General features: G+C 68.3%; 22 protein-coding genes and 1 tRNA gene. 5 read left to right on the top strand and 18 right to left on the bottom strand.

Annotated elements, in window-relative coordinates:
- The first annotated feature begins 23 nt into the window (after nt 1-23).
- Nucleotides 24-2,753 carry an FtsK/SpoIIIE domain-containing protein gene (locus MUY14_RS38950; RefSeq protein ID WP_247017085.1) on the top strand — a complete coding sequence of 910 codons (2,730 nt, stop codon included), beginning with the start codon at nt 24-26 and terminating at the stop codon, nt 2,751-2,753.
- Entirely contained in the window at nt 2,750-3,160 is a 411-nt protein-coding gene (locus MUY14_RS38945; protein ID WP_247017083.1) for a hypothetical protein, read from the top strand. Before MUY14_RS38950 ends, MUY14_RS38945 begins: the two co-directional genes overlap by 4 nt.
- On the opposite strand, the gene MUY14_RS38940 is transcribed toward MUY14_RS38945, so the two are convergent.
- From MUY14_RS38940 to MUY14_RS38915, 6 genes are all read right to left on the bottom strand, one after another.
- Nucleotides 3,157-3,537, bottom strand: coding sequence for a YbaB/EbfC family nucleoid-associated protein (locus MUY14_RS38940; protein WP_247017081.1), 381 nt, complete (start codon nt 3,535-3,537; stop codon nt 3,157-3,159). The two genes, MUY14_RS38945 and MUY14_RS38940, sit on opposite strands and share 4 nt — an antisense overlap.
- Before the next feature lie 55 nt (nt 3,538-3,592).
- Entirely contained in the window at nt 3,593-3,949 is a 357-nt protein-coding gene (locus MUY14_RS38935) for a hypothetical protein (protein ID WP_247017079.1), read from the bottom strand.
- The gene (locus tag MUY14_RS38930) at nt 3,946-4,524 is read right to left on the bottom strand and encodes a hypothetical protein (protein WP_247017077.1); all 579 of its coding nucleotides are present in this window, start codon (nt 4,522-4,524) and stop codon (nt 3,946-3,948) included. Before MUY14_RS38930 ends, MUY14_RS38935 begins: the two co-directional genes overlap by 4 nt.
- Nucleotides 4,524-5,735, bottom strand: a complete 1,212-nt coding sequence (locus MUY14_RS38925) for a WXG100 family type VII secretion target (RefSeq protein WP_247017075.1) — start codon at nt 5,733-5,735, stop codon at nt 4,524-4,526. The genes MUY14_RS38930 and MUY14_RS38925 overlap by 1 nt, the downstream gene beginning before the upstream one ends.
- On the bottom strand, nt 5,732-6,274 hold the full coding sequence (locus MUY14_RS38920) for a hypothetical protein (RefSeq protein ID WP_247017073.1): 543 nt from the start codon (nt 6,272-6,274) through the stop codon (nt 5,732-5,734). The genes MUY14_RS38925 and MUY14_RS38920 overlap by 4 nt, the downstream gene beginning before the upstream one ends.
- A 136-nt stretch (nt 6,275-6,410) precedes the next feature.
- Nucleotides 6,411-8,879, bottom strand: a complete 2,469-nt coding sequence (locus MUY14_RS38915) for an endonuclease/exonuclease/phosphatase family protein (RefSeq protein WP_247017071.1) — start codon at nt 8,877-8,879, stop codon at nt 6,411-6,413.
- A 126-nt stretch (nt 8,880-9,005) separates the two neighbouring features.
- On the opposite strand from MUY14_RS38915, the gene MUY14_RS38910 reads away from it, so the two are divergent.
- Nucleotides 9,006-9,959 (top strand): CapA family protein, encoded by a 954-nt coding sequence (locus MUY14_RS38910; protein WP_247017069.1) that lies wholly within the window; start codon nt 9,006-9,008, stop codon nt 9,957-9,959.
- Nucleotides 9,960-10,252: 293 nt separating this feature from the next.
- Here the strand turns inward: MUY14_RS38910 and MUY14_RS38905 are convergent, their stop codons facing one another.
- The 3 genes from MUY14_RS38905 to MUY14_RS38895 are packed head-to-tail and all read right to left on the bottom strand — an operon-like array spanning nt 10,253 to nt 11,851.
- On the bottom strand, nt 10,253-10,699 hold the full coding sequence (locus MUY14_RS38905; protein ID WP_247017067.1) for a limonene-1,2-epoxide hydrolase family protein: 447 nt from the start codon (nt 10,697-10,699) through the stop codon (nt 10,253-10,255).
- Complete coding sequence (locus tag MUY14_RS38900) at nt 10,696-11,637, bottom strand: TauD/TfdA family dioxygenase (RefSeq protein ID WP_247017065.1); 942 nt, start codon at nt 11,635-11,637, stop codon at nt 10,696-10,698. Before MUY14_RS38900 ends, MUY14_RS38905 begins: the two co-directional genes overlap by 4 nt.
- Before the next feature lie 46 nt (nt 11,638-11,683).
- Complete coding sequence (locus tag MUY14_RS38895) at nt 11,684-11,851, bottom strand: hypothetical protein (RefSeq protein WP_247017063.1); 168 nt, start codon at nt 11,849-11,851, stop codon at nt 11,684-11,686.
- A gap of 107 nt (nt 11,852-11,958) precedes the next feature.
- On the opposite strand from MUY14_RS38895, the gene MUY14_RS38890 reads away from it, so the two are divergent.
- Together MUY14_RS38890 and MUY14_RS38885 are read left to right on the top strand one after the other, a co-directional pair.
- Entirely contained in the window at nt 11,959-12,321 is a 363-nt protein-coding gene (locus MUY14_RS38890; protein ID WP_247017061.1) for a hypothetical protein, read from the top strand.
- On the top strand, nt 12,318-12,896 hold the full coding sequence (locus MUY14_RS38885) for a hypothetical protein (protein WP_247017059.1): 579 nt from the start codon (nt 12,318-12,320) through the stop codon (nt 12,894-12,896). The genes MUY14_RS38890 and MUY14_RS38885 overlap by 4 nt, the downstream gene beginning before the upstream one ends.
- Nucleotides 12,897-12,925: 29 nt before the next feature.
- On the opposite strand, the gene MUY14_RS38880 is transcribed toward MUY14_RS38885, so the two are convergent.
- From MUY14_RS38880 to MUY14_RS38840, 9 genes are all read right to left on the bottom strand, one after another.
- Complete coding sequence (locus MUY14_RS38880) at nt 12,926-13,846, bottom strand: PfkB family carbohydrate kinase (protein WP_247017057.1); 921 nt, start codon at nt 13,844-13,846, stop codon at nt 12,926-12,928.
- Complete coding sequence (locus MUY14_RS38875) at nt 13,843-14,445, bottom strand: histidine phosphatase family protein (protein ID WP_247017055.1); 603 nt, start codon at nt 14,443-14,445, stop codon at nt 13,843-13,845. The genes MUY14_RS38880 and MUY14_RS38875 overlap by 4 nt, the downstream gene beginning before the upstream one ends.
- A 16-nt stretch (nt 14,446-14,461) precedes the next feature.
- Nucleotides 14,462-16,393 carry a nodulation protein NodU gene (locus tag MUY14_RS38870; protein WP_247017053.1) on the bottom strand — a complete coding sequence of 644 codons (1,932 nt, stop codon included), beginning with the start codon at nt 16,391-16,393 and terminating at the stop codon, nt 14,462-14,464.
- A 198-nt stretch (nt 16,394-16,591) separates the two neighbouring features.
- Nucleotides 16,592-16,903, bottom strand: a complete 312-nt coding sequence (locus MUY14_RS38865; RefSeq protein ID WP_247017051.1) for a CU044_2847 family protein — start codon at nt 16,901-16,903, stop codon at nt 16,592-16,594.
- Between the two features lie 60 nt (nt 16,904-16,963).
- Nucleotides 16,964-17,704 carry a tyrosine-protein phosphatase gene (locus tag MUY14_RS38860; protein ID WP_247017049.1) on the bottom strand — a complete coding sequence of 247 codons (741 nt, stop codon included), beginning with the start codon at nt 17,702-17,704 and terminating at the stop codon, nt 16,964-16,966.
- A 142-nt stretch (nt 17,705-17,846) separates the two neighbouring features.
- A tRNA-Ser gene (locus MUY14_RS38855) sits at nt 17,847-17,934 on the bottom strand.
- A gap of 33 nt (nt 17,935-17,967) precedes the next feature.
- A complete protein-coding gene (locus tag MUY14_RS38850) occupies nt 17,968-18,183 on the bottom strand; it encodes a CsbD family protein (protein ID WP_247017047.1) in 216 nt (71 codons plus the stop codon).
- A gap of 22 nt (nt 18,184-18,205) precedes the next feature.
- The gene (locus tag MUY14_RS38845; protein ID WP_247017045.1) at nt 18,206-18,634 is read right to left on the bottom strand and encodes a nucleoside deaminase; all 429 of its coding nucleotides are present in this window, start codon (nt 18,632-18,634) and stop codon (nt 18,206-18,208) included.
- Nucleotides 18,635-18,657: 23 nt separating this feature from the next.
- Nucleotides 18,658-19,140 (bottom strand): tRNA adenosine deaminase-associated protein, encoded by a 483-nt coding sequence (locus tag MUY14_RS38840; RefSeq protein ID WP_247017043.1) that lies wholly within the window; start codon nt 19,138-19,140, stop codon nt 18,658-18,660.
- Nucleotides 19,141-19,199: the final 59 nt, after the last annotated feature.

Genomic DNA, 19,199 nt, shown 5'->3' with positions numbered 1-19,199 from the left:
GACACTTTTTCTTGGGGACGCAGATGGCCAACAAGTCAGCCGAGCAACGCAACCGCGTCGAAACCGCACTCGACCGGGTCCGCCATCAGATCGGGTTGGTGCTGGGCGCGGCGGCCGGGGCGCGTCAAGCCGCCGAAGCCGACCTCGCCAAGCTCGAACTGGAACGGGACATCGTCCACGTCGGCATGAACCACGCCGGCGCCGAGCAGCAGAACGAATGGTCCCGCCACCCCGCCGCGCACGAAGTGTTCGGTGCGCTCGGCAGTGTGCGAAGCGCTTTCTACACCGACTGGAGCCAGGGGCCCGCGACGCTGCGGGACCTGGTCGCGCACAACGCACCCGGTGCGGCCGGGCTGCCGCCGGGCGACTGGCTCGGCACCGTCGGGCACAACCCCGGCCTGACGTCGCCGGGGTTGTGGCGCGTCGGTTCGGCCACGGCCGCCGGCAACGACCCGACCCGCACCTTCGACGTCGCCGTCCCGTTGCTCGACGAGTCGCACCTGGCGATCTCGTCGGCGCCCAAGACGCGGCCGGCGATCGACGGGATCGTGCAGAACCTGCTGGTCCGCGTGCTCTCGACGTTCGAGCCCGGCTCGGTGCGCGTGCACCTGTGGGACATCGGGCAGCTGACCGCGATCCTGCCCGACCTCTACCCGCTCAGCCACACCAGCGCGCTTTCGCTGTACGACCCCGGGCGCCTCGAGGACCTCCTCGACGAGCTGGCCGGCCACATCCGCCGGATCCACGCCAACAGCATGTCCGCCGGGTACACGTCGTTGCGGGAGATGCGGCAGAAGACGGAGCAGCGGGGCGAGCCGTTCCGGATCGTCGTGCTTTACGGCAACGGCGAAACCCTCGAACCCGAACGCGCGCGCGACCTCAAGCGCGTCGCGAGCGGCGCGCTGGCCGCCGGGATCTGCCTGATCATGGTCGACGTGCCGACCGCCGTGAGCGCGCCGGTCGAGACGCTGAGCCTCACCGACGACCGGCACGCGATCAGCAGCATGACCGGCACCGACCTCCTCGTCGACCTCGATCCGCCGATGCCGTCCGGGCAGGTCATCCGCGCCATCGACAAGATCGCGAAGGCGCTGATCGCCAAGCAGGGCGGCCCGCGTTCGTTCGACGACCTGCTGCCGGCGGAGCTGGGCCACGAGAGCTCCGCGCGAGAACTCCGTGCCCCGGTCGGGTTCTTCGAAGGCGAGCCGGTCGAGGTCGTGATCGGCGACGCGAGCCCGCACGTCCTGATCGGCGGCCCGTCCGGCTCGGGCAAGACCAACTTCCTGTACGCGCTGCTCGGCGGCATGGCCGCGCGGTACACCCCGGACGAGCTGGCGCTGTACCTGCTGGACTTCAAGGAAGGCGTCTCGTTCGCCGGGCTGGCGCCGGGGCGCAAGGACGCGAGCTGGCTGCCGCACGCGCGGCTCGTCGGCGTCAACGTCAACACCGACCGCGAGTTCGGCCTGGCGCTGCTGCGCTTCCTGGCCGACGAGCTGCGCCGCCGGTCCGCGGCCGCGAAGGAGCACGAGGTCACGAACCTCGCCGACCTCCGCGAAGCCGACCCCGGCGGGCACTGGCCGCGGATCGTCGCGGTGATCGACGAGTTCCAGTACCTGTTCGCGGGCCGCGACCAGGTGACCGCGACGGCGACGCAGCTGCTGGAGGACATCGCACGGCGCGGCCGGTCCCAGGGCATCCACCTGGTGCTGGCCAGCCAGGACGTCGCCGGCATCGAAGCGTTCTGGGGCAAGCCGGCGGTGTTCGAGCAGTGCACGCTGCGGATCGCGATGCCGAAGGCGCGGCGCGTGCTCGCCGAGACGAACAACGCGGCGGTGTCGGCGCCGAAGTGGCACGCGGTGATCAACCACGACTCCGGCGTCGCACACGGCAACCAGCTGGCCCACGTGCCGGACGCGAGCAGCAAGAACGTGTTCGTCCGGCTCCAGCACCGGTTGTGGGAGCAGTACGCGGGCCACTTCCCGCGCCCCCGCCTGTTCGACGGCGCGCACCAGCCGATCCTGGAACAGTTCCCGGCGTACCTGGACCTCAAGCCGAACTCGAAGCCGCGCGCCCTGCTCGGCCAGTCGATCGACGTGACCGAAACGGCGTGCGGCGTGGACCTCCCGCGCGCGCCGGGCCGCAACGTCGCGGTGCTCGGCTCGGCCACCGCGGAGGCACTGTCCATCATGGACTCGTCCGCGCGTTCGCTGTCCCGGCAGTACGAAAACGGCGAGGTCGAGTTCGTGCTGAGCTGCCCGATCGAGGCGTGCGCCCCGGCCGCGTGGGAGCTGACCGAGCGACTGCGCGAAGACGGCCACGCGGCTTCGCTGGTGGACGACCTGACCGGCGTCCTGGAATCGATGACGGGCTCGATCTCCGGTGGCGCGAAGGTGCTGCTCCTGTACGGGGTGGACGCGGCGCTGCCGGCGCTGGAGACGAAGGCGGTCGGCCAGCTGAAGAGCGGGCTGGACCACCTGCGCGTGATCCTGAAGCAGGGCCCCGGCCACGGCATCCACACGATCGGCTGGTGGCGCAGCATCGCCCGGCTCAAGGACACGCTGGGCTTCGGCGGCACCGACGACATCGGCACGTGGGCGGCTCTCGACGTCCAGGGCAACGAGCTGTCCCCGTTCGCGGCGGGCCAGGTGGTGCACTGGTCACCGCGCCCGGGCCGCGCGTTGTTCTTCGACCGCACGACCCACGGCGCCCCTGAAGTGATCATCCCGTTCCAGCGTCCGGAGAACGCCCAATGACCGACGACGGCGCCACCGCGGCCATGCGGTACAAGGAGATCATCGCCCTCTCCCGGGGCTCGGCGGAGAACCTGCGCGAGTGGGAACTCGCCCGCGAAGCGGCCCTGACCGCGGAGATCGAGGAAGCCCGGACGGCCATCGAGGTGGCCACCGAGCGCGAGAACCGCGCGGCCGAACGCGCGACCCGCTGGTGGAAGATGGCCCTGCACAACATCCAGGGCCTGATGTGGCTCGACCCGGGCGACGAACCACGTCCGGTCACGACCGCACGGGCGGCGTACCTGGAGCGGTACCTCGAGGAGGTCAAGCCGAGCTACCAGGAGCTGGTGCAGGCGGTCCTGGCGTTGGGCTGGCGCGCCAAGCGGGCGGCGTCGAAACAGCGGGGAGAGCAGCCCCCGCCGGCCTAGACGTCGAAGACGGTGTCGTAGGGCTCGTCGTCGTCAGCCGGGTTTTGCCTGCGCGGCCGTTGTGGCGGCGCCGGTGGCGCTTGCGGTGCCGGTGGCTGGGCGAGCGGCCTCCCGGCGGAGACCGCTTCCCGGATGGCGGCGGTGATGGTCCGGCTCAACGTGATTGCGTCGAACCGCATGGCTTCGGGCGCGAGCCGGACTTCGCTGACGACACCACCGGGCCCAGCGAGAACGGTGACGGACCGATCCGGTGAGGTGACGGTGGTGTGCTCGCTCCCCGCGATCCCGGCGAGGAGACGCTGGTTGTCGGCTTTGCGCTCTTCGATCTGCCTGAGCTGCCAGCGCATTTCTTCGATCAACTGCGGATTGCCGCTCATGCCACCTGCCCCGGCTGACGTGACCTGGAGCAGGTCTCCCACCGTGCCGCGAGATTCAGATCGCCCACGGCCCCGGCCTCCCCGGCTGAGCCTGGTTCGGCGCGTAGACGAACTCGTAGTACTTCCCGACCTTGTGTTCGATCAGACCATACCCCCGGCTGTACCCCACCCGAAGGAGATCACCCTGGTCCAAGCCGACTTCGTCGAACCGGACGTAGACCTGTCGACGGCCGTCGAGTCGTGCGGCCAGGATCGCCATCTGGTGTTCCCGGGGTTTCCGGGATTTCCTGAACCGGATGACGTTGACCGTGACGCCCACGGCCAAGAGGCCGCCGAGCACGATGAAGCCGAGTACGTAGGCCGCCGGCGACGTCGGAGAGTCCGTCGCCGCGGCGGCCACCACGCCCGTCATCCGTTCTCCTGCTCGCTGCGGAGACTCCACGCGACCTTCGCCGTCGCCTCGGCCACCGCGGGCCAGGCGTCCTCCGACTCCGCGACCACCGAGAGGATCACCACGGACCGGCCGTCCGGCAGCGGGATCTGGTACTCGGCCTTGGTCTGGGTGCGCACGTCCGCTTCGGGAAAGCGGAACTCGCCCCCGCTGAACGCGACGATCGCCGGCCCGATCGGCAGGCGCACCGGTTGAACGACTGACCGCGGGTGGCTCGTGCGGTACTCGGCGGCCATCGCCGCGACGAGGGCGTCCCGGTTGCCCGGCGAGGTCTCCGGCCACTGGACCACCCCCAGCGTCAGGGTAGCGACATCACCCTTTCGCCGGCCGACCGCGAACTTGCCGAACACGCGGATGCCATTGGCCTGCATGGTCGGCACCAGCGCCATCAGGTAGCTGCCGAACTGCTCGATGCTCGTTCCGGCGCCGGCCGCCAGGTTCTCGGCCACCGTCCAGGCGTGGCCGCGATTCATCTTGTCGTCGGTTCCCACCGGCATCCCGGCGAAGCCGGGCGGCAGGTCGATTTGCAGAGGCATCAGTTCCACACCTCGTCTTCCGCGCGCTCGCGGCGCCGCCCGGGCGCGTTGTCGGCTTGGATACCGGCCTCGGTCGCGTTGCCCAACGCCACCGCCGCCCACGGAGCAGGCCCGGCAACGATCGACGTTCCTGCCACGGCCCACTCGCCGGCGTCCTTGGGAACCCAGTAGCTCTTGAAGTCACCCCACGGGCCCTCGAAGCTCTTGCCGGTCGCTCCCGCGACCACCTCGCCCGTGAGTTGCTCCGCCGGCAGGCCGTAGGTACTCAGCTTGAGGGCCCAAGTCGGCACGCCTGGCACCATGCCCGCGAGCGACGTGACCGCTCCGAGGGCATCGAAGGTCAGGGTCTCGGTGGCAACATCCGCCCCGGCGGTCTTCGCAAGCGCATGTCCGCCCAGAGCGCCCAAGCCCACGCCGGTGGCGATCGCGCCGACGACCTCGCCGGCCGGATCGGGGATCCAGTCGCTCAGCACTCCGAGGCCATTGCCGATGTCGCCCATCACGTCCGAGAGCTTCGACAGCAGTTCCGCGTGGTCCTGCACGAAGTCCCACGCGTCGTCCACGCCGTCCGCGATGGTGTTCGCCAAGTCGGACAGGGCGCCGCCCGCCGCGTCACCCAGCTTGTCGAGCAATCCCGGCTCGTCCGGAGCCAGTTCCTTCGCCTTCCGCAACGCCTCCGCTACCCGGCCTGCCGCCTCCGTGTGCTCCTGCTGGAGCTGCTTCGCCGCGTCCTGGATGTTCTGGCAGCCGTCGATCGCCGACTGGAGCTGCCGACCCGCGTTGTCGAGCAGCTTCTGCGCGATCTGCAAGGACGGCTGGTCGGGGAACGTCCGGTTCGCCAGCGCGAGGTCCGGGTTCGCCCGCGCCGCCTCCGCTGCCTGCGCCGCCGTCTCTGCTCGGGCCTCCAGATCCGATGCGCGTTTCTGCAGGTCACCCAGCTGCTGGGCCCAGGCTTCGAGCGCGGAGCCGGCGTCGCCCATCGAACGGGCCGCACCCTCTAGGTACCGCGGCAGCGGACCGATGCGCCGGGCGAACGCGTCGCTCGCCTCGCCTTGCCAGATGCCCTGCTTCCGGACGATCTGACGCAACGCGTCGTCGGCCTCGGTCAGGTCCTCGCTCACCGCCCGGTACTTGCCCGCCAGGTCGGTGACGCCGTCGAAGTCGCCGGGCGCCGGGTCGAAGCCCAGAGCCGGGAAGTCACGCGTGCTCATCGGTCGAGTCCGTCCAGGATGCCGGTGATGCCGCCGGTCGCGCCGCCGCCCACCACACCGTCGTCAGGCACCCCGCCAGGGTCCTTCCGGTCGGCGAGCTCGTTGATGCCCGGCACCCCACCGGTGACGCCGCCGCCCACCATGCCGTCGCCCATCGGCGCCTCGCCGGATGGCTGCCCGACCCGGGAGTAGTGCCCGCGGGTCCCGGTGCCGGGCCCGCCGCCGGGTTCGTCACCCAGCACCGCCGTGCCCAACTTCGCCAGCTCGCCGCCGAACTGCGCCTCGACCTGCTCGTACTTCTGCTTCGCCCGCTTCAGCCGTTCAGTGATCTCCGAAGCCGCGTCGCCGAGCCGACCGATCCCGTAACCCCATGCCTCTTCGAAATCGACGCCCGCTTTGCCCAGATCGGCGTTCCCCAACGATCCGAACGCCCCACCGCCGCCGAGCTTCTTGTTCGCGTCGGCCATCCGGTCCGCCGCCGTGCCGAGGTCGTCGATGAGCTTGCCCAGCTCGTCGGCCTTCACCGCATACCCGTCCACGCCACCCCTCCCCTGTGGTCCTGTCCAACCTAGGACGGCGGTCAACCCTATGCGGTTTCCTCGTCACCCGAAGGTGTCAAAACGCAAAAGGCCACCTCCGGGCGATGCGCCCGAAGGTGGCCTCCTGCAAGGAGAACTACTTGGCGAAGATCTGATCCAGGTAGTCGAGCAGGTCGTTCAGCGCGTCCAGGACCGCGTTGCCCGCGCCCGGCCGGAACCGGATCACCTGCGGGTCGTGGTCGCTGGCCTGGTCGGCGAACTCCGCGTTGATGTGGACGACGTCGTAGTCCACCCCGCGCGGCGCCTTCGACGCCAGGATGTGGTCCAGCACCTGCGACTGACCCTCGAACACGTAGCTGTACCGCTCGGCTTCCGGCACGGAAGCGATCAGGTCCTTCAGCGCGCCACCGGCGGTGAGCGTCTGGACCGCCGGCGAGAACGGGTAGTCGTTCAGGTCGCCCGCCACCACGATGTTCGCGTTGCGATCGGCCGCCAGCAACGAATCGACGAACCCGCGCAGCACCGTCGCCTGCTTCGCGCGCTGCACCTCGGAACTGCGCACCGGCGGCTGGAAGCGGCCGTGCGTCGGCTGGTCGCCGCCCTTGGAGTTGAAGTGGTTGGCGATGACGAAGACCGTGCGGCCCTTGAAGACGAACTCGCCCGCCAGCGGCTTGCGGCTGGTCGTCCAGGCTTCGTTCGCCGGGTCGACGCGGCCCGGCGACGCCGTCAGGTGCGTCTTCCCGTGCTCGCGGACGACGCCCACCGCGGTCGTCGGTGTCCCACCCGGACGGTCCACAAAGGACACGCGCGCCGGGTTGAACAGGAACGCCACGCGGATGTTGCCGCCCGGCTGGCCGCCGTCCTGGTCGTTCACCGGGTCGATCGAGCGCCACTGGTAGCGCGGGCCGCCCTTGGCGACGATGGCGTCGGTGAACTTCTGGAGCGTCTGGTCCGCCGCGACGGTGCCGTCGTCGGTCGCGCCCGTGTTGTCCTGGATCTCTTCCAGGTTCACGATGTCCGGCGTCGCCAGGTGCGTCACGATCGCCTCGCCGAGCCGGTCGTACTTCGCCTGCGGGTCACCCGGGGCCAGGTTCTCGACGTTGTACGTCGCGACCGCGAGCTCGCCCGTCCGCTGCTTGCGCGTGGTCTCGCCCTGCAGCCCGTTGTCCTTTTCGGTCCCGAGCACACTGGCGAACAGCGTGTAGCCGCCGAAGTTGCTGTACTCGACGGGACCCGACGTCGTGCCGGTCAGCACGTCGCCGACGTTGAGCTTCGGGAACGGCCGCTGGTCGAACGGGATCAGCGACGACACCTTCAGGACGCCGCTGTTGAGCTGGTCGTAGCCCAGGTAGACGCTGCCGCCGCGGACGGACCGGTGCTGGTCCGGCTTGGACGTCACGTACAGCTCGTTGAAGGAGTTCGACGGGCCGACGACGCGGGCGTCGCTGACCGAAACGACCTCGCTCTCGTGCGACTCCCAGAAGTCGAGCGCGTACTTCGCCGGCTCCAGGGGAAGCGGCTCGATGTTCCCGCCGGGCGACGGCGCGTACGCCGTCGGCACGGTGTCCGGGTTCAGCACGGTCGGCGCCGGCAGGGCGTTCCCGTGCGAGTCGACCGTCCACTGTGCACTGCCGAGCTCGGTGAGCGACTGGTAGTTCGACGTCGCCGGCGCGTCCGGGTAGAACTCGCGGACGGTGCCGGTCGCGGTGACCGCGTCGCCGACCGCGACGGCCGGGCTGGTCGAGCCGGTGAAGACGAACAGGCCCTCGCTGGTGCGCGGGTCGCTGTCCGGGTTCGGGTCGGTGAGCCAGAAACCGCGCGACGAACCGAACGTCCGGGTCGCGGTGACCACGCCGGTGACGCCGCTGACCTTCTGGTCCTTGAGCGGCGAAAGGCGCGTGGTGCCCTGGATGTCGTGGATCTTGGCCGGGGTGCCCGGTTCGCCCGGGTTGCCGCCGCCGGTCGTTTCGCCCTTGGTGTTCGTCGGGGACGGGTCGCCGACGGTGAAGTCGGCGGCGTTGTCGTCGGTGTCCACGAGGGACGCGCCGCGCGCGACGGACGTCGAGTTGGCCGGCGCCGCCGTCGGGTTGCCTTCGCGCACGGTCGCCGCGCCGAAGCCGACGACGTCCTTGACCCGGGCGTCGGCCGCGCAGTCCGCGGCGGTCTTGCAGGTCAGCGCGGTGGTGCCGGAGACGAGGGCGATCGTGCCCGCCGTCGCGGACATCGCGATCGTGCCGGTCGCGTCCGGCGTGGGCAGCGCGACGGTGCCGCCGGTGCCCTTGCCCTCGGCCACGAGGTAGCGCCCGCCCGGGGCGACGCTGCCGGTCAGCGGCGTGACCTGCCACGTGCTCGACGGGCTGGCCGAAGCGGGCAGGTACTGGACGCTGAAGCCGTCGACGCTCGTGGCCGCCGCACCGCGGTTGGCGAGCTCGACGAAGTCGTTGGTCAACGTGGCGCCGGAGTTGCCACCACCGCCGTAGACCTCGGCGATGACCGCGTCCGCGCTGGGTGCGGCGAGCGCGGCCGGCGCGGCCACGCCGCCGAGCACCAGGCCCGACGCGACGGCCACCGTGCAGGCGGCCTTGGATCTGTGGGTCTTGGTCACCCTGAGTCCCCTTTGTGCTTGAACAGTCGTGGCATAGTCCCCCGGGCAAGTGAGGAGGAGGAAGACAAAGATGCAACGATTCGTAACAACTACTTTCGTCGTCACTCGTTCGGCAGAGCAGGTTTCGTGATCACGCTGGTACTCGGCGGAGACGTCAACATCCAGGGCCGGGCCACCCCGGCGACGGCGTTCGAGCGGCTGAGCCCGCTGCTCCAGGGCGCGGACCTCCGGTTCGTGAACCTCGAAGGGCCCGTCGACGCGCAGGCCGTCGAAGCGCTGACTTCGGCCGGTATCGACGTCGTCTCGTGCGCCAACGACCTCACCGCGATGGCGAGCCTCCCGGTCCTCGACCGAGCCGGGATCGCGCACTGCGGCGCCGGCGCGAGCATCGACGCCGCGCACGCGCCCGCGGTGCTCGACCGGCCGGGCGAGAAGGTCGCGTTCCTCGCGTACACCTCGCTCCGCTCCCGCGGGCAGAGCGCGCTGCCGGACTTCCCGGGATGCGCGCAAGCGTTTGCGACCACGGCCTACCAGCCCGATCCACGCGTTGCCGAGATCCCGGGCCGCCCGCCGCTCGTCCGCACGACGCCGGTGCCCGAGCACCTGGAGCGGCTCGTCGCCGACGTCGAACGGGCCAAAGCGGACAGTGCCCACGTCGTCGTCTCGATGCACTGGGGCCTGCCGGGGCCCGAGCTGACCGAGTACCAGGTCGCGTACGGGCGCGCCGCCGTCGACGCCGGTGCCGACCTGGTCGTGGGCCACGGGCCGCACACCATCCAGGCCGTCGAGGTCCACCGCGGCCGGCCGATCCTCTACAGCCTCGGCACCCTCGTCTTCGACTGGCCGGCGATGCGCGGGCGGCACGTCGACGGGCTGCTGGCCGGTTGCATGTTCGGCGAAGAAGCGCGGCTCGAGCTCATCCCGGTCCGGCGGAACGCGGACAACGAGTGCGAACCGCTTTCCGGGGACGACGCCGGCAAGGTGCTGCGGTACTTCGCGGACGTCTCGGCGTTGCGTTCGACCAAGGTGTCCGTCCGGGATGGAATCGCCTCGGTGTCCGGATTGGGTGTTGGTGCGTAACGGATCGCGCGCGGTCTGTTACAGCGCGGCGCACAGCTGTCACCCATCCGGCGCATCTGCCTTAAATGAAGCTCAAGGGCCGGAACAACCTGCGTGAAGCGGCGGTACGGTCTGCGTGAGCCGCCGGAAAAGTGGCAAAGACCACTCCCCGACAGCTCGCGATCGGCACGGAAACGTGGGGGAGGGAGAACGATCATGTGGGGGCTGGTTGTTCTCAGCTGCGTGTTCGTGCTGGTGCTGGGGATAGCCGCGGTCGTGGACCTTCGGGACCACGACCGCGGCGAGCACCGGGTCTAGCGCATCGCCTGCCTCGCCTTGTAGCGGCCGAGGAGCGTGCGAGCGCCGGCCAACGCGACCCGTCCGGCTCCTTTCGCGCTCGCGGCCAGCACCGTCGTCCAGTCGAAGTAGTCGCGCCACAGCACGATCCGGCCGCCTTCGACCTCGAACGTGCCGCACACCCAGAACTCCGCTTCCCACGCGCCGCGGCGCAGCACGTCGGTGCGTTCGGTGAGCACGACGTTGCCGTCCGCGGCGATGTGGTGCGTGCGCGCCTCGAACCCGGAACCGAACCGGGCCATGAGCCGCAGCTGTTTCTCGACCGCCGCGATGCCGCGGGCGGGCGGCAACGGCACGTTCTGGTACACGATGTCGCTCGCCGCGAACGTCAGCGCACGGTCCACGTCGAGGTCTTCCAGGGCCTTCAGGAAACCGGTCACCACTGCCTGGGGTTCATCGGTCATGTCCCCAGGCTAAGGGTCGCCATCGGCCGGTCGCCCGCGATGGCGACGCGCTCCGCGATCCGGACGTGCGGGTGGTAGTCGTTGACCGCGTAGTGCTGCGTGGCGCGGTTGTCCCAGAACGCCACGGAGTTCGGCCGCCAGCTGAACCGGACCTGGAACTCGGGCGTGTGGGCCTGCAAGAACAGGTACCGCAGCAGCCGGTCGCTCTCGTCGCGGTCCATGCCGACGATGTGCGTGGTGAACGCCTGGTTGACGAACAGGGTGCGCCGCCCGGTCTCCGGGTGCGTCCGGACCACCGGGTGCTCGACCGGCGGGAACTCGTCCTGCCAGCGGGCGAGGAGCGCCGGATCGGAGAACCGGTCGAAGCCGGGGAGGTAGTCGTGGACGGCGGTGAGCCCGTCGATGCGGGCGCGGACGTCCGCGGGCAGGTTGTCGTAGGCGGCGGCCATGTCGGCCCACAGCGTGTCCCCGCCGACCGGCGGCACCTCGATCAGCCGCAGCACCGAGCCGAGCGCCGGGCTGGGCCGCCAGGTGACGTCGACGTGCCAGATGTTCTCGTAGCCGGGCATGGCCGCGGTGCGCTCGAAGCGCGTGACGGCGTCGTCGTCGCCCTTCGGGATGAACGGGTTGGTCTCCAGCTCGCCCCAGTTCGCGGCGAACGCACGCTGCTGCGCCGACGTGATGTCCTGGTCGCGGAAGAAGAGCACCTTCCACTCGAGCAAGGCGCGGTTGAGCTCTTCGCGCAGCTGGGGGGTGACCGGCTCGCGCAGGTCGATGCCGTCGATCTCCGCGCCGATCACCCGGCCCAGCGGCCGGATCCGGAAGAGTTCGCACGGTTCGCTTTCGACGCGGTGCAGGACGCGCGGGCCTTCGACGATGCCGCCGTCGGGCGTGACGGCCTCGCGCAGCTGAATCCGGGCAGGAATGTCTACGGACATGGTTGTGCTCCAAGGGTTTCGGGAGTGTTCGGACGCCGGGCTCGCGTCAGGCCGGAGGCGAGCCCAGGCGGCCGCGGCGCAGCAGGAGCTCCGCGACGCCCTCTCCGATCGACCGCTTCGAGGCGCGGTCGGGCCACCGGACGGTCTTGCGTTCCGAGGTGGCGGGCATGTCCTCATGGTCCGCGCCGTCCCGCCCCGCGGTCAAGACGTCCACTTGTTGGAACGTGCCGAACGGCGCAGGTCACCGCGATGCGGGCCGCGCGGGCGCATGAGGCAAGATCTTCCACGATCGGGTGAGCGCCCTTGACGACGGAGGTCCCCATGCCGGAAGGCAGAGGCTCGCGGATCGGCAGTGAGACCCTGGAGCTCCGCTCCGTGACCGGGGCCTTCACCTCGAAGCGGCCGGACCGGCTGCGCGACGCGGCCGACCGGCTGGACCAGGCCACGGCCGCCGACGACAAGGCGGCGGGCCGGTTCGCCGAAGCCCGCGTCGACTCGACGCCGTTCGGCATTTCGCCCCAGGCCCGCGAGCTGGCAGCCCGCTGGGCGACCGCGCTGGCCGCGCGCGAGGCCGACGCCCGCGTCCTCGGCGACGCGACGTCCGACCTGGCCGGCCGCCTGCGCATGGCGGCGGAGAGCACCCGGAGCACCGGCTTCCGGGGGCGGATCGCGGTGGCCCCGTGACCTCCCTCAACGAGGTCTTCGAACACCCGGCCCTGACGACGGCGGCGTCAGCGCTGTCCTCGCTACGGCTGGCGGCGGGCCGCATCGGCGTCCCGGACCCGGTCGCGGCCCTGCGCCACCTGGACTGCGCCCCGGCCGCGATCCGCACGTCGGCGTCGACGGTCGACGAGGGTTCGCTGGTGGTGACCGCGGCCCAGGAGGAGTTCCGCGCCGGCGTCGACCGCGCGGAAACCGGCGGCAGCGCCGAGACGTTCGGCACGTGGGCGGACACAGTGGACGGTCAGTACGGCGCCGCCGCCCGCGCGGCCGCCGAGACGGCCGCACTGGGCGCCCGGATCGCGTCCCGCTTGGACGAACTGGCGGAGTCGGCGGCGTCGGAGGTTTCGTCGATCGCCACGGCCGTCTCGCCTTCGGTGCACGCGGTGCTGACGGGCGACCGCTCGGCCGAGGTGGTGAGCGACGTCAGCACCGCGTGCACGGCGGTGCTGCGGACGGTTTCCGCGAAGGTGGCGTCGCTGTCCTCGCTGGCGGAGGAACTGGAGCCGCTGACGACTCCCGCCGTCCAGCTCAGCTGAAGTGTTCGCGGGCGGAAGTGCCCGCCGGTTCAAAGGTCGGCGACATGCCGCCAGTCCGCCCCTTCGACCGACGCTCCCGCCTCCGCTTTGAGCATCCCTTCGCGCAGGACGGCGGTGAGTCGCTCGGCGGTCGCCGTAATCGCCTCGAGGCCATCACGGCTCACCGCGCTGGCCAACACGCCGACCAACGCGTCCCCGGTGCCGACCAGACCATCACCGGAGAGCTGCCGGGTGACCTTCAAATCGACGGTGACGTCGCCGGCGCAAGCCACCAAACCGGCGGAACCAGCGGTGACCACGGCCAGCCTCGGCCCGAGATCACTGAGCCGTGCAGCCAGCCCGGCGGCCGAATCCGCCGATCCGACGATCAGCTCCGCTTCGACGATGTTCGCTTTCACGATGTCGGCGCGCGCAACTTCGGGCTTGAGAAGCTTGGTGAACTGGTGCTCGCTTCCCCAAAGCGACTTCCGGTAGTTGAGGTCGCACATCACCAACCCGCCGGAACTACGGACACGGTCTTGGACCAGCGCAAGCGATGACACCATCGGTGATTCGCCGGCAAGCGAAAGGGAGCCGAACACCAGCACACCGATTTCCGCAGGATCGACCGCGAGCACCTGTTCATCAGTTATTCGCAGGTCAGCATCCCGAATGAATTCGAACCTTTCGGTGGTTCCACGCTCTGGGTAGCCAAAAGCGATCGAGGTAGCGGCATTCTCCATCACCTTGATTGCCTGAGTATCGATCCCCTCGGCCTCCGCGCAAGAAAGCAGCCAGCTTCCCAGCCGATCGGCACCGACCGACGAAAACAGCAACGGCCGCGCTCCCGAACCCGCCGCGCTCGCCGCCGAATTCGCAGGTGCGCCCCCCGGGTGGTACGACGCTGTCTGCGCTCTCCCCAGCAGGACGTCCACGAGGAACTCGCCGTAGAAGGCAGGCTGTCGGTTCACCCGCCCGCCTCCGCATTGACCATCGAGATGGCCCACCTGCCACCCTCGACTTCAAGGGACGAAATCCCGCAGTTGACGATCTTCAGGGATCGATAGCGCTCGGCTCCGAGACCAAGAGCTCTCAGCAACAGGAGTCGGATGACCGCATCGTGGGTATACACCGCACAAGTCGGACCGGATGGGTCCTCGGCAAGAGCCTCGACCGCTTCGACAGCACGCGCCTGCACCTCGTGCAGAGTTTCCTGACCGGACAACTCGACCAGGTGCGGCGCCGAACGCCACAGCTTGTAGGCGTCGGGGGTGACCTCTTCCACTTCTGCTTTCAGCCGGCCGTCCCAGAGCGGGCTCATGCGGATTTCGTTGAACCCTTCGACCACTTGCAGTCTTCTCCCGGTGATCCGGATGAGCGGTTCGGCGGTGTCGCGTGCCCGGCGAAGAGGACTGCAGAAGACCTGCACAACGCCTCTACTTGCCAGGAATTTCGCCGCGGCCTCGGCCGAAGCGGCCTGTCCTGCGGCGATCGGCTCATCGGTGCGGCCGGAGAACCTTCCTTCTCGGTTCGACTGGGTCTGCGCATGCCTGACCAGAAAGACTTTCAATTATCAACAGCCTCCTTCACCCTCGGTCATAGGCACCGGGATACCTTGCCATGTATTCTGCTGTATTACGCCTGATTTCGTCGGCATGTTCGGCGTCGCGCACATTCAACCCACCGAAGATTTCGGTGTTGTCGTAGTAGTGCGCAAGCTCGACCCGACTGAGCTCATGCGGATTGTTTTGCCGCACCAAGTGGTCTCGGTCGACACCAGTCGGAGGCGTGAAGTAGTCGCGTCCGGCTCGCTTCATCGGACCGCGGTAACCAGCTCGGGCATCCCGCAACCGCACAACCGTGGAGGCGTTGACGACGAGGGAACTGATTCCCTTTCCAGCGGCGAAATAAATGGCTTCAGAAAGGCGGTTGACAATCGGCTCTCCCGCGTCGTTGAGCGACGTATTTCCGAGAACCGGTACCCCGGTAGCCCGCGCAAACCTGGTCAGCAGCGTGAAAAGCGCTGGGTTAGCACGTTCCGACACAGACTGCACTCGCGCCGTACCGTCGAGGTGGAGCACGCCGGGAACCTCCCGCTTGGCGACTTCGGTCGCCGCGAAGTTCAGCAGCATAAAAGGAGAGTACCGATACTCCTCGAAATACTTTGCCCCTTCACTGTCGAGCACGATGGGCGCCACAGGGCGCCACCACTGTCGTTTCTTGATGGCATTCAACCGGTCCTTGACCTCACTCGATCTCGGATCCGCCAACAGCGACCGGTTACCTAGGGCACGCGGCCCAATCTCAGCAGCACCATTGACCCAGGCGATAACCCCTTCCGCCTCGATCAGCGAAACGACCTCGTCGGGGGATAGCGTCGAGACGCTATCGACGAGCGGCGCAACCAGAGCAATTTCTTCATCCACATCTCCAGGCCCCTGGCCGTAGTATGCGGAATCCAGCTCGACAGTTATTTGACCACTCTTCAAACCAGGGAAAAATGCCCCCAAGCCCACGCCAAGCGCAATGCCACTATCGCTGGCACATGGCGGAATCTGATGTCCTGAAAACGAGAACTCGTTGATCAGGCTCGAGTTGGTAGGGCAGTTGAGCGCAAACCCTCCGGCCAGACCGAGCCGAAATCCACTGAGGTCGACGCCGAAATTTCGCTCGACATCATGCAAGTTTCGCCGGACTATTCGCAGCGACAGCTCCGCCACTTGCTTCATCACCGCACTGACCCGGTGCTCGACCATCGTGAGACGACCGGCGTCCGGCAGCGACAACCAGTCACCCCGCCGCTCAGCAGCCTCGGCGTGTTCGATCAAAAGCTTGAGCACTTGCGGTACGGAGATCCGAGCCGCCATGTCGCGGAAGTCCAACCCGTCGAATCGCGCGAGGTCGAAATCGATCTCCGCAGCACTCGCCGACGCCAACGCCATCAAGGTCCCTTCGCGTAGACCAAATTTCGTCTTCGCGAATGACCAGAGCCGCCCGGGCGAAGCGCAATCGAAGAGATGCATTTCTCCGGTACCGTCAATCAGGCAACCAGGATAATAATGACGCCTCCTGGCGTCGGACTCGAAGAGCGTATCCGGGCCACCATCCAACGACATCACCACCGTCGGCTCATTCCACAGGGTCGAACCTCGCAGGAAGATGGCCGTCATGACGTGCGCGATTCCATGGAAAGAATAGCGTTGATCAAAATGCGCTAGGTAGTCCCTGCTCGTCTCGATTCCCGGGGTTCCCCAGATTTCGACGACATCATTCGGATTCAACCCCTCTTCAGCCAACAAGTCACGAATAAGCTTCTCGAAAGCAGCCTTGTCGTAGATCGCCAGCTGGTGCTGCTTGATCCCGCTGATCCGCTCGAATTCCCAGTAACGCTGAAGACTGAGCTGTCCGGCATCGAGTCTCCACAAGGCCACACTGTGATCATGTCGCAGCCTCACGTCGAGCATGTTCTTCAAAGGCCCGACATCGAAGTACGAGGAGAGGTAATAGCCGTCGATCATCGATATCAGTTCCCCTCGGCCTAGGTGAAGCAGCAGGATGCGCCGACGATCACCTCGAGGGTAGTCACGGGATCCCCGGTTGGCTACCTCTCGATCAGCCACCCCTCCCGACAACACTCATCCGGCCTAATCGGCGATGATCTTGCATCTATATGCGCCGTCGCCGACCAAGCCCGACTTCCGATAGCTAGACGGCACCTATGCCGCGGAATTCGGATCAGCTTTCCAGGTCACCGTGATTTCGAAGTTCGCCTCGGCCGACGTCTTGGCGACAAACCAATCGGAACCGCCACTGACCTTGACGCCGAATTTTACCTTCGCCTCGGTCGGCTTCGCTTTTTTGATTTTCTCGATGATGACCCGAGCTGCTTCGATAGCAGGCTCGGCGGCTCGTGCAACTTGACCGACGATCTGCCCTGGCGACGCAGGCCGGAAACCTGCGGTGGGCTCGATCTCGACCTTGACCACCGTTTCACCGTCTACGCCGTACGACACAACCTCGGAAGCCACTGTGAAATCCTCCCTGAACCCATCTGAACCCCAGCGTTGCAGTACCGGATGCTACCGGGACTAACCGGCTGGGAGAACGAAGTCTGCCGTGAACTTTCTGATCGCTTCGACCGGAACGCCGGCACTCTGCAAGAAGTTGACGGACCCACCCAGTTCCATGTCAACCAGTTCCAGGAAGCTTTCGATGGCCGCAGCCTGCAGTGGTGGAACGTCCTCGGCAGTATGTGTGTCGTTGTGGTAGATCGGATTCTCGGCAAGCCGCTTCGAGACCTGACTGAGGTGGTGGTTGCTGGCGACGTAGTCGGCAGCGATTTCACGCCGGTCCACGTCGACGGCGTCGAGCAGGATTGCTGCGGTGATCCCGGTGCGGTCACGACCGGCCGCGCAGTGGAACAGCGCACCGGCCCCAGCGGCGACCTCGTCCGCGATCGCCTCGAAGGTCCGCGCCACGGCAGCAGTTCCTTCGGTGAGGTTCTTCACGTAAACTCGCGCGAGATCACTCGGAAAAGCAACGGGAAATGGCTCCCGGCCGATCTTGCCTTCAGGTAGAATTGAAAAATTCACCGTCTGGACCCCGGGAATGTCCACGGGCGGATGAATGAGTTGTTCTTCCTGCGTCCGCAGGTCAATCACCAGACGGATCCCGAGCTCCCCGAAAAGCAGATCACGGTCCTTCGATGACAGTCTGTGCAGAGCGTCGCCTCGCCAGACGAGCCCTTCGCGGGTACGACCGCCGGATTCGGTCGGCAAGCCCCCCAGGTCCCGCACATTCCAGGCTCCATCAAGCTCCAGGATCCTCATCTTGCTCCAGTTCTGACGTTGACGATCCGGCTACTCTACGCCACCACGCGTGGATGACGGCCTGAAAACCGTTCACCTGGGCGATCACCTGGAGACAGACAGACCCCCGGCCAGCTGGGCTGACCGGGGGTCCGGATGAGAGCGGTGGCGGTGGGATTTGAACCCACGGACGGGGATTAGCCGTCACACGATTTCGAGTCGTGCTCCTTCGGCCGCTCGGACACGCCACCGCCGAGAACAATACCGGAGGGTCCGGCCTCGGCTCACGAGGGGTCGCCCGGATTGCCCGCACGCCACCTGACCTGGGCTTCCCGGAGCGCGCCGCGAGCTCGCGCGCGCAGGTCGTGGGCCGCCTCGCGGGCCTGGGCGCCGCGGCGTTGGGCCCTGCCCTGGGCCTGGAGCTTGCGGTTGCCCGTCGCCGAGCCGAACTTCTGACGTGCGCTGCCGACCGCCTGCTGGATCTTGTGCTTCACCGTCATGGAACCTGAGTACCCAGAAACGTCAGCGCCGCATCGCGAAGTACGTCTCCAGCAGACCCGCGCACTCGTCGACCAGCACGCCGCCGTGGACTTCCGGGCGGTGGTTGAGACGTCGGTCACGGACGACGTCCCACAGCGACCCCACCGCGCCGGTCTTGGGCTCCCACGCGCCGAACACCAGCCGGGAGATGCGCGCCAGCACCAGGGCGCCCGCGCACATCGTGCACGGCTCCAGCGTCACCGCCAGGGTGCAGCCCTCGAGGCGCCAGCCGTCGCCCACCACGCCGGCCGCCGCGCGCAGGGCCAGGATCTCCGCGTGGGCCGTCGGGTCGCCGAGCTCCGTGCGCGCGTTGCGGGCCGCCGCCAACGGGAGGCCGTCGGGGCCGAACACGACCGCCCCGATCGGGACGTCCGCGCCGGGGGCGCGCGCGGCCTCCAGCGCCGCCTCCACGGCCTCGGTGTCGGACGGGCGTCTCAGAGCTCGTCCAGGAGCTTGGCGAACTCACTGCCGAACCCGCAGCGCTGCGCGACCATCTGCAGCTGCTCGTCCGGGTAGAGGTCGACCTCGCCGACGATGACCTCCAGCTCCGGCCCCGGCAGCCCGAGGTCCGCCAACACCCCCAGGTCGCCCTCGGGCCAGACGGAGTCGTCCTCCTCGTCCGGTGGATCGACGCGCAGGACGTCGAGGACGTCCGCCGCGATGTCGTAGTCCAATGCCGCCGCCGCGTCCGAAAGCAGCAACGACGGTCCACGCGGGCTCGGCCGGACGATCACGAAGAACTCGTCATCGACCGCCAGCAGCCCGAAGGCCGCACCGGTGGAACGTAGTTTGCCCAGTTCAGTGATCGCCGCGTCCAGTTCGGTCAGGGCCCCCGGGTCGAGCGCGCTGCACCGCCACCGACCGTCTTCCCGGACCACGGCCACCGCGAACCCCGTGACCGGCTCTTCCACCGCCATGCGCACACCGTATTCCGCTGCTCGACCGAACGCACGCACGGTGCGCCCGAAGCGCCGCA

The sequence above is a fragment of the Amycolatopsis sp. FBCC-B4732 genome, from assembly GCF_023008405.1.
Classification (GTDB): Bacteria; Actinomycetota; Actinomycetes; order Mycobacteriales; family Pseudonocardiaceae; genus Amycolatopsis; species Amycolatopsis pretoriensis_A.
Note: the sequence above shows the minus strand (reverse complement) of the source record. Positions and strands in the feature narration are given on the sequence as shown.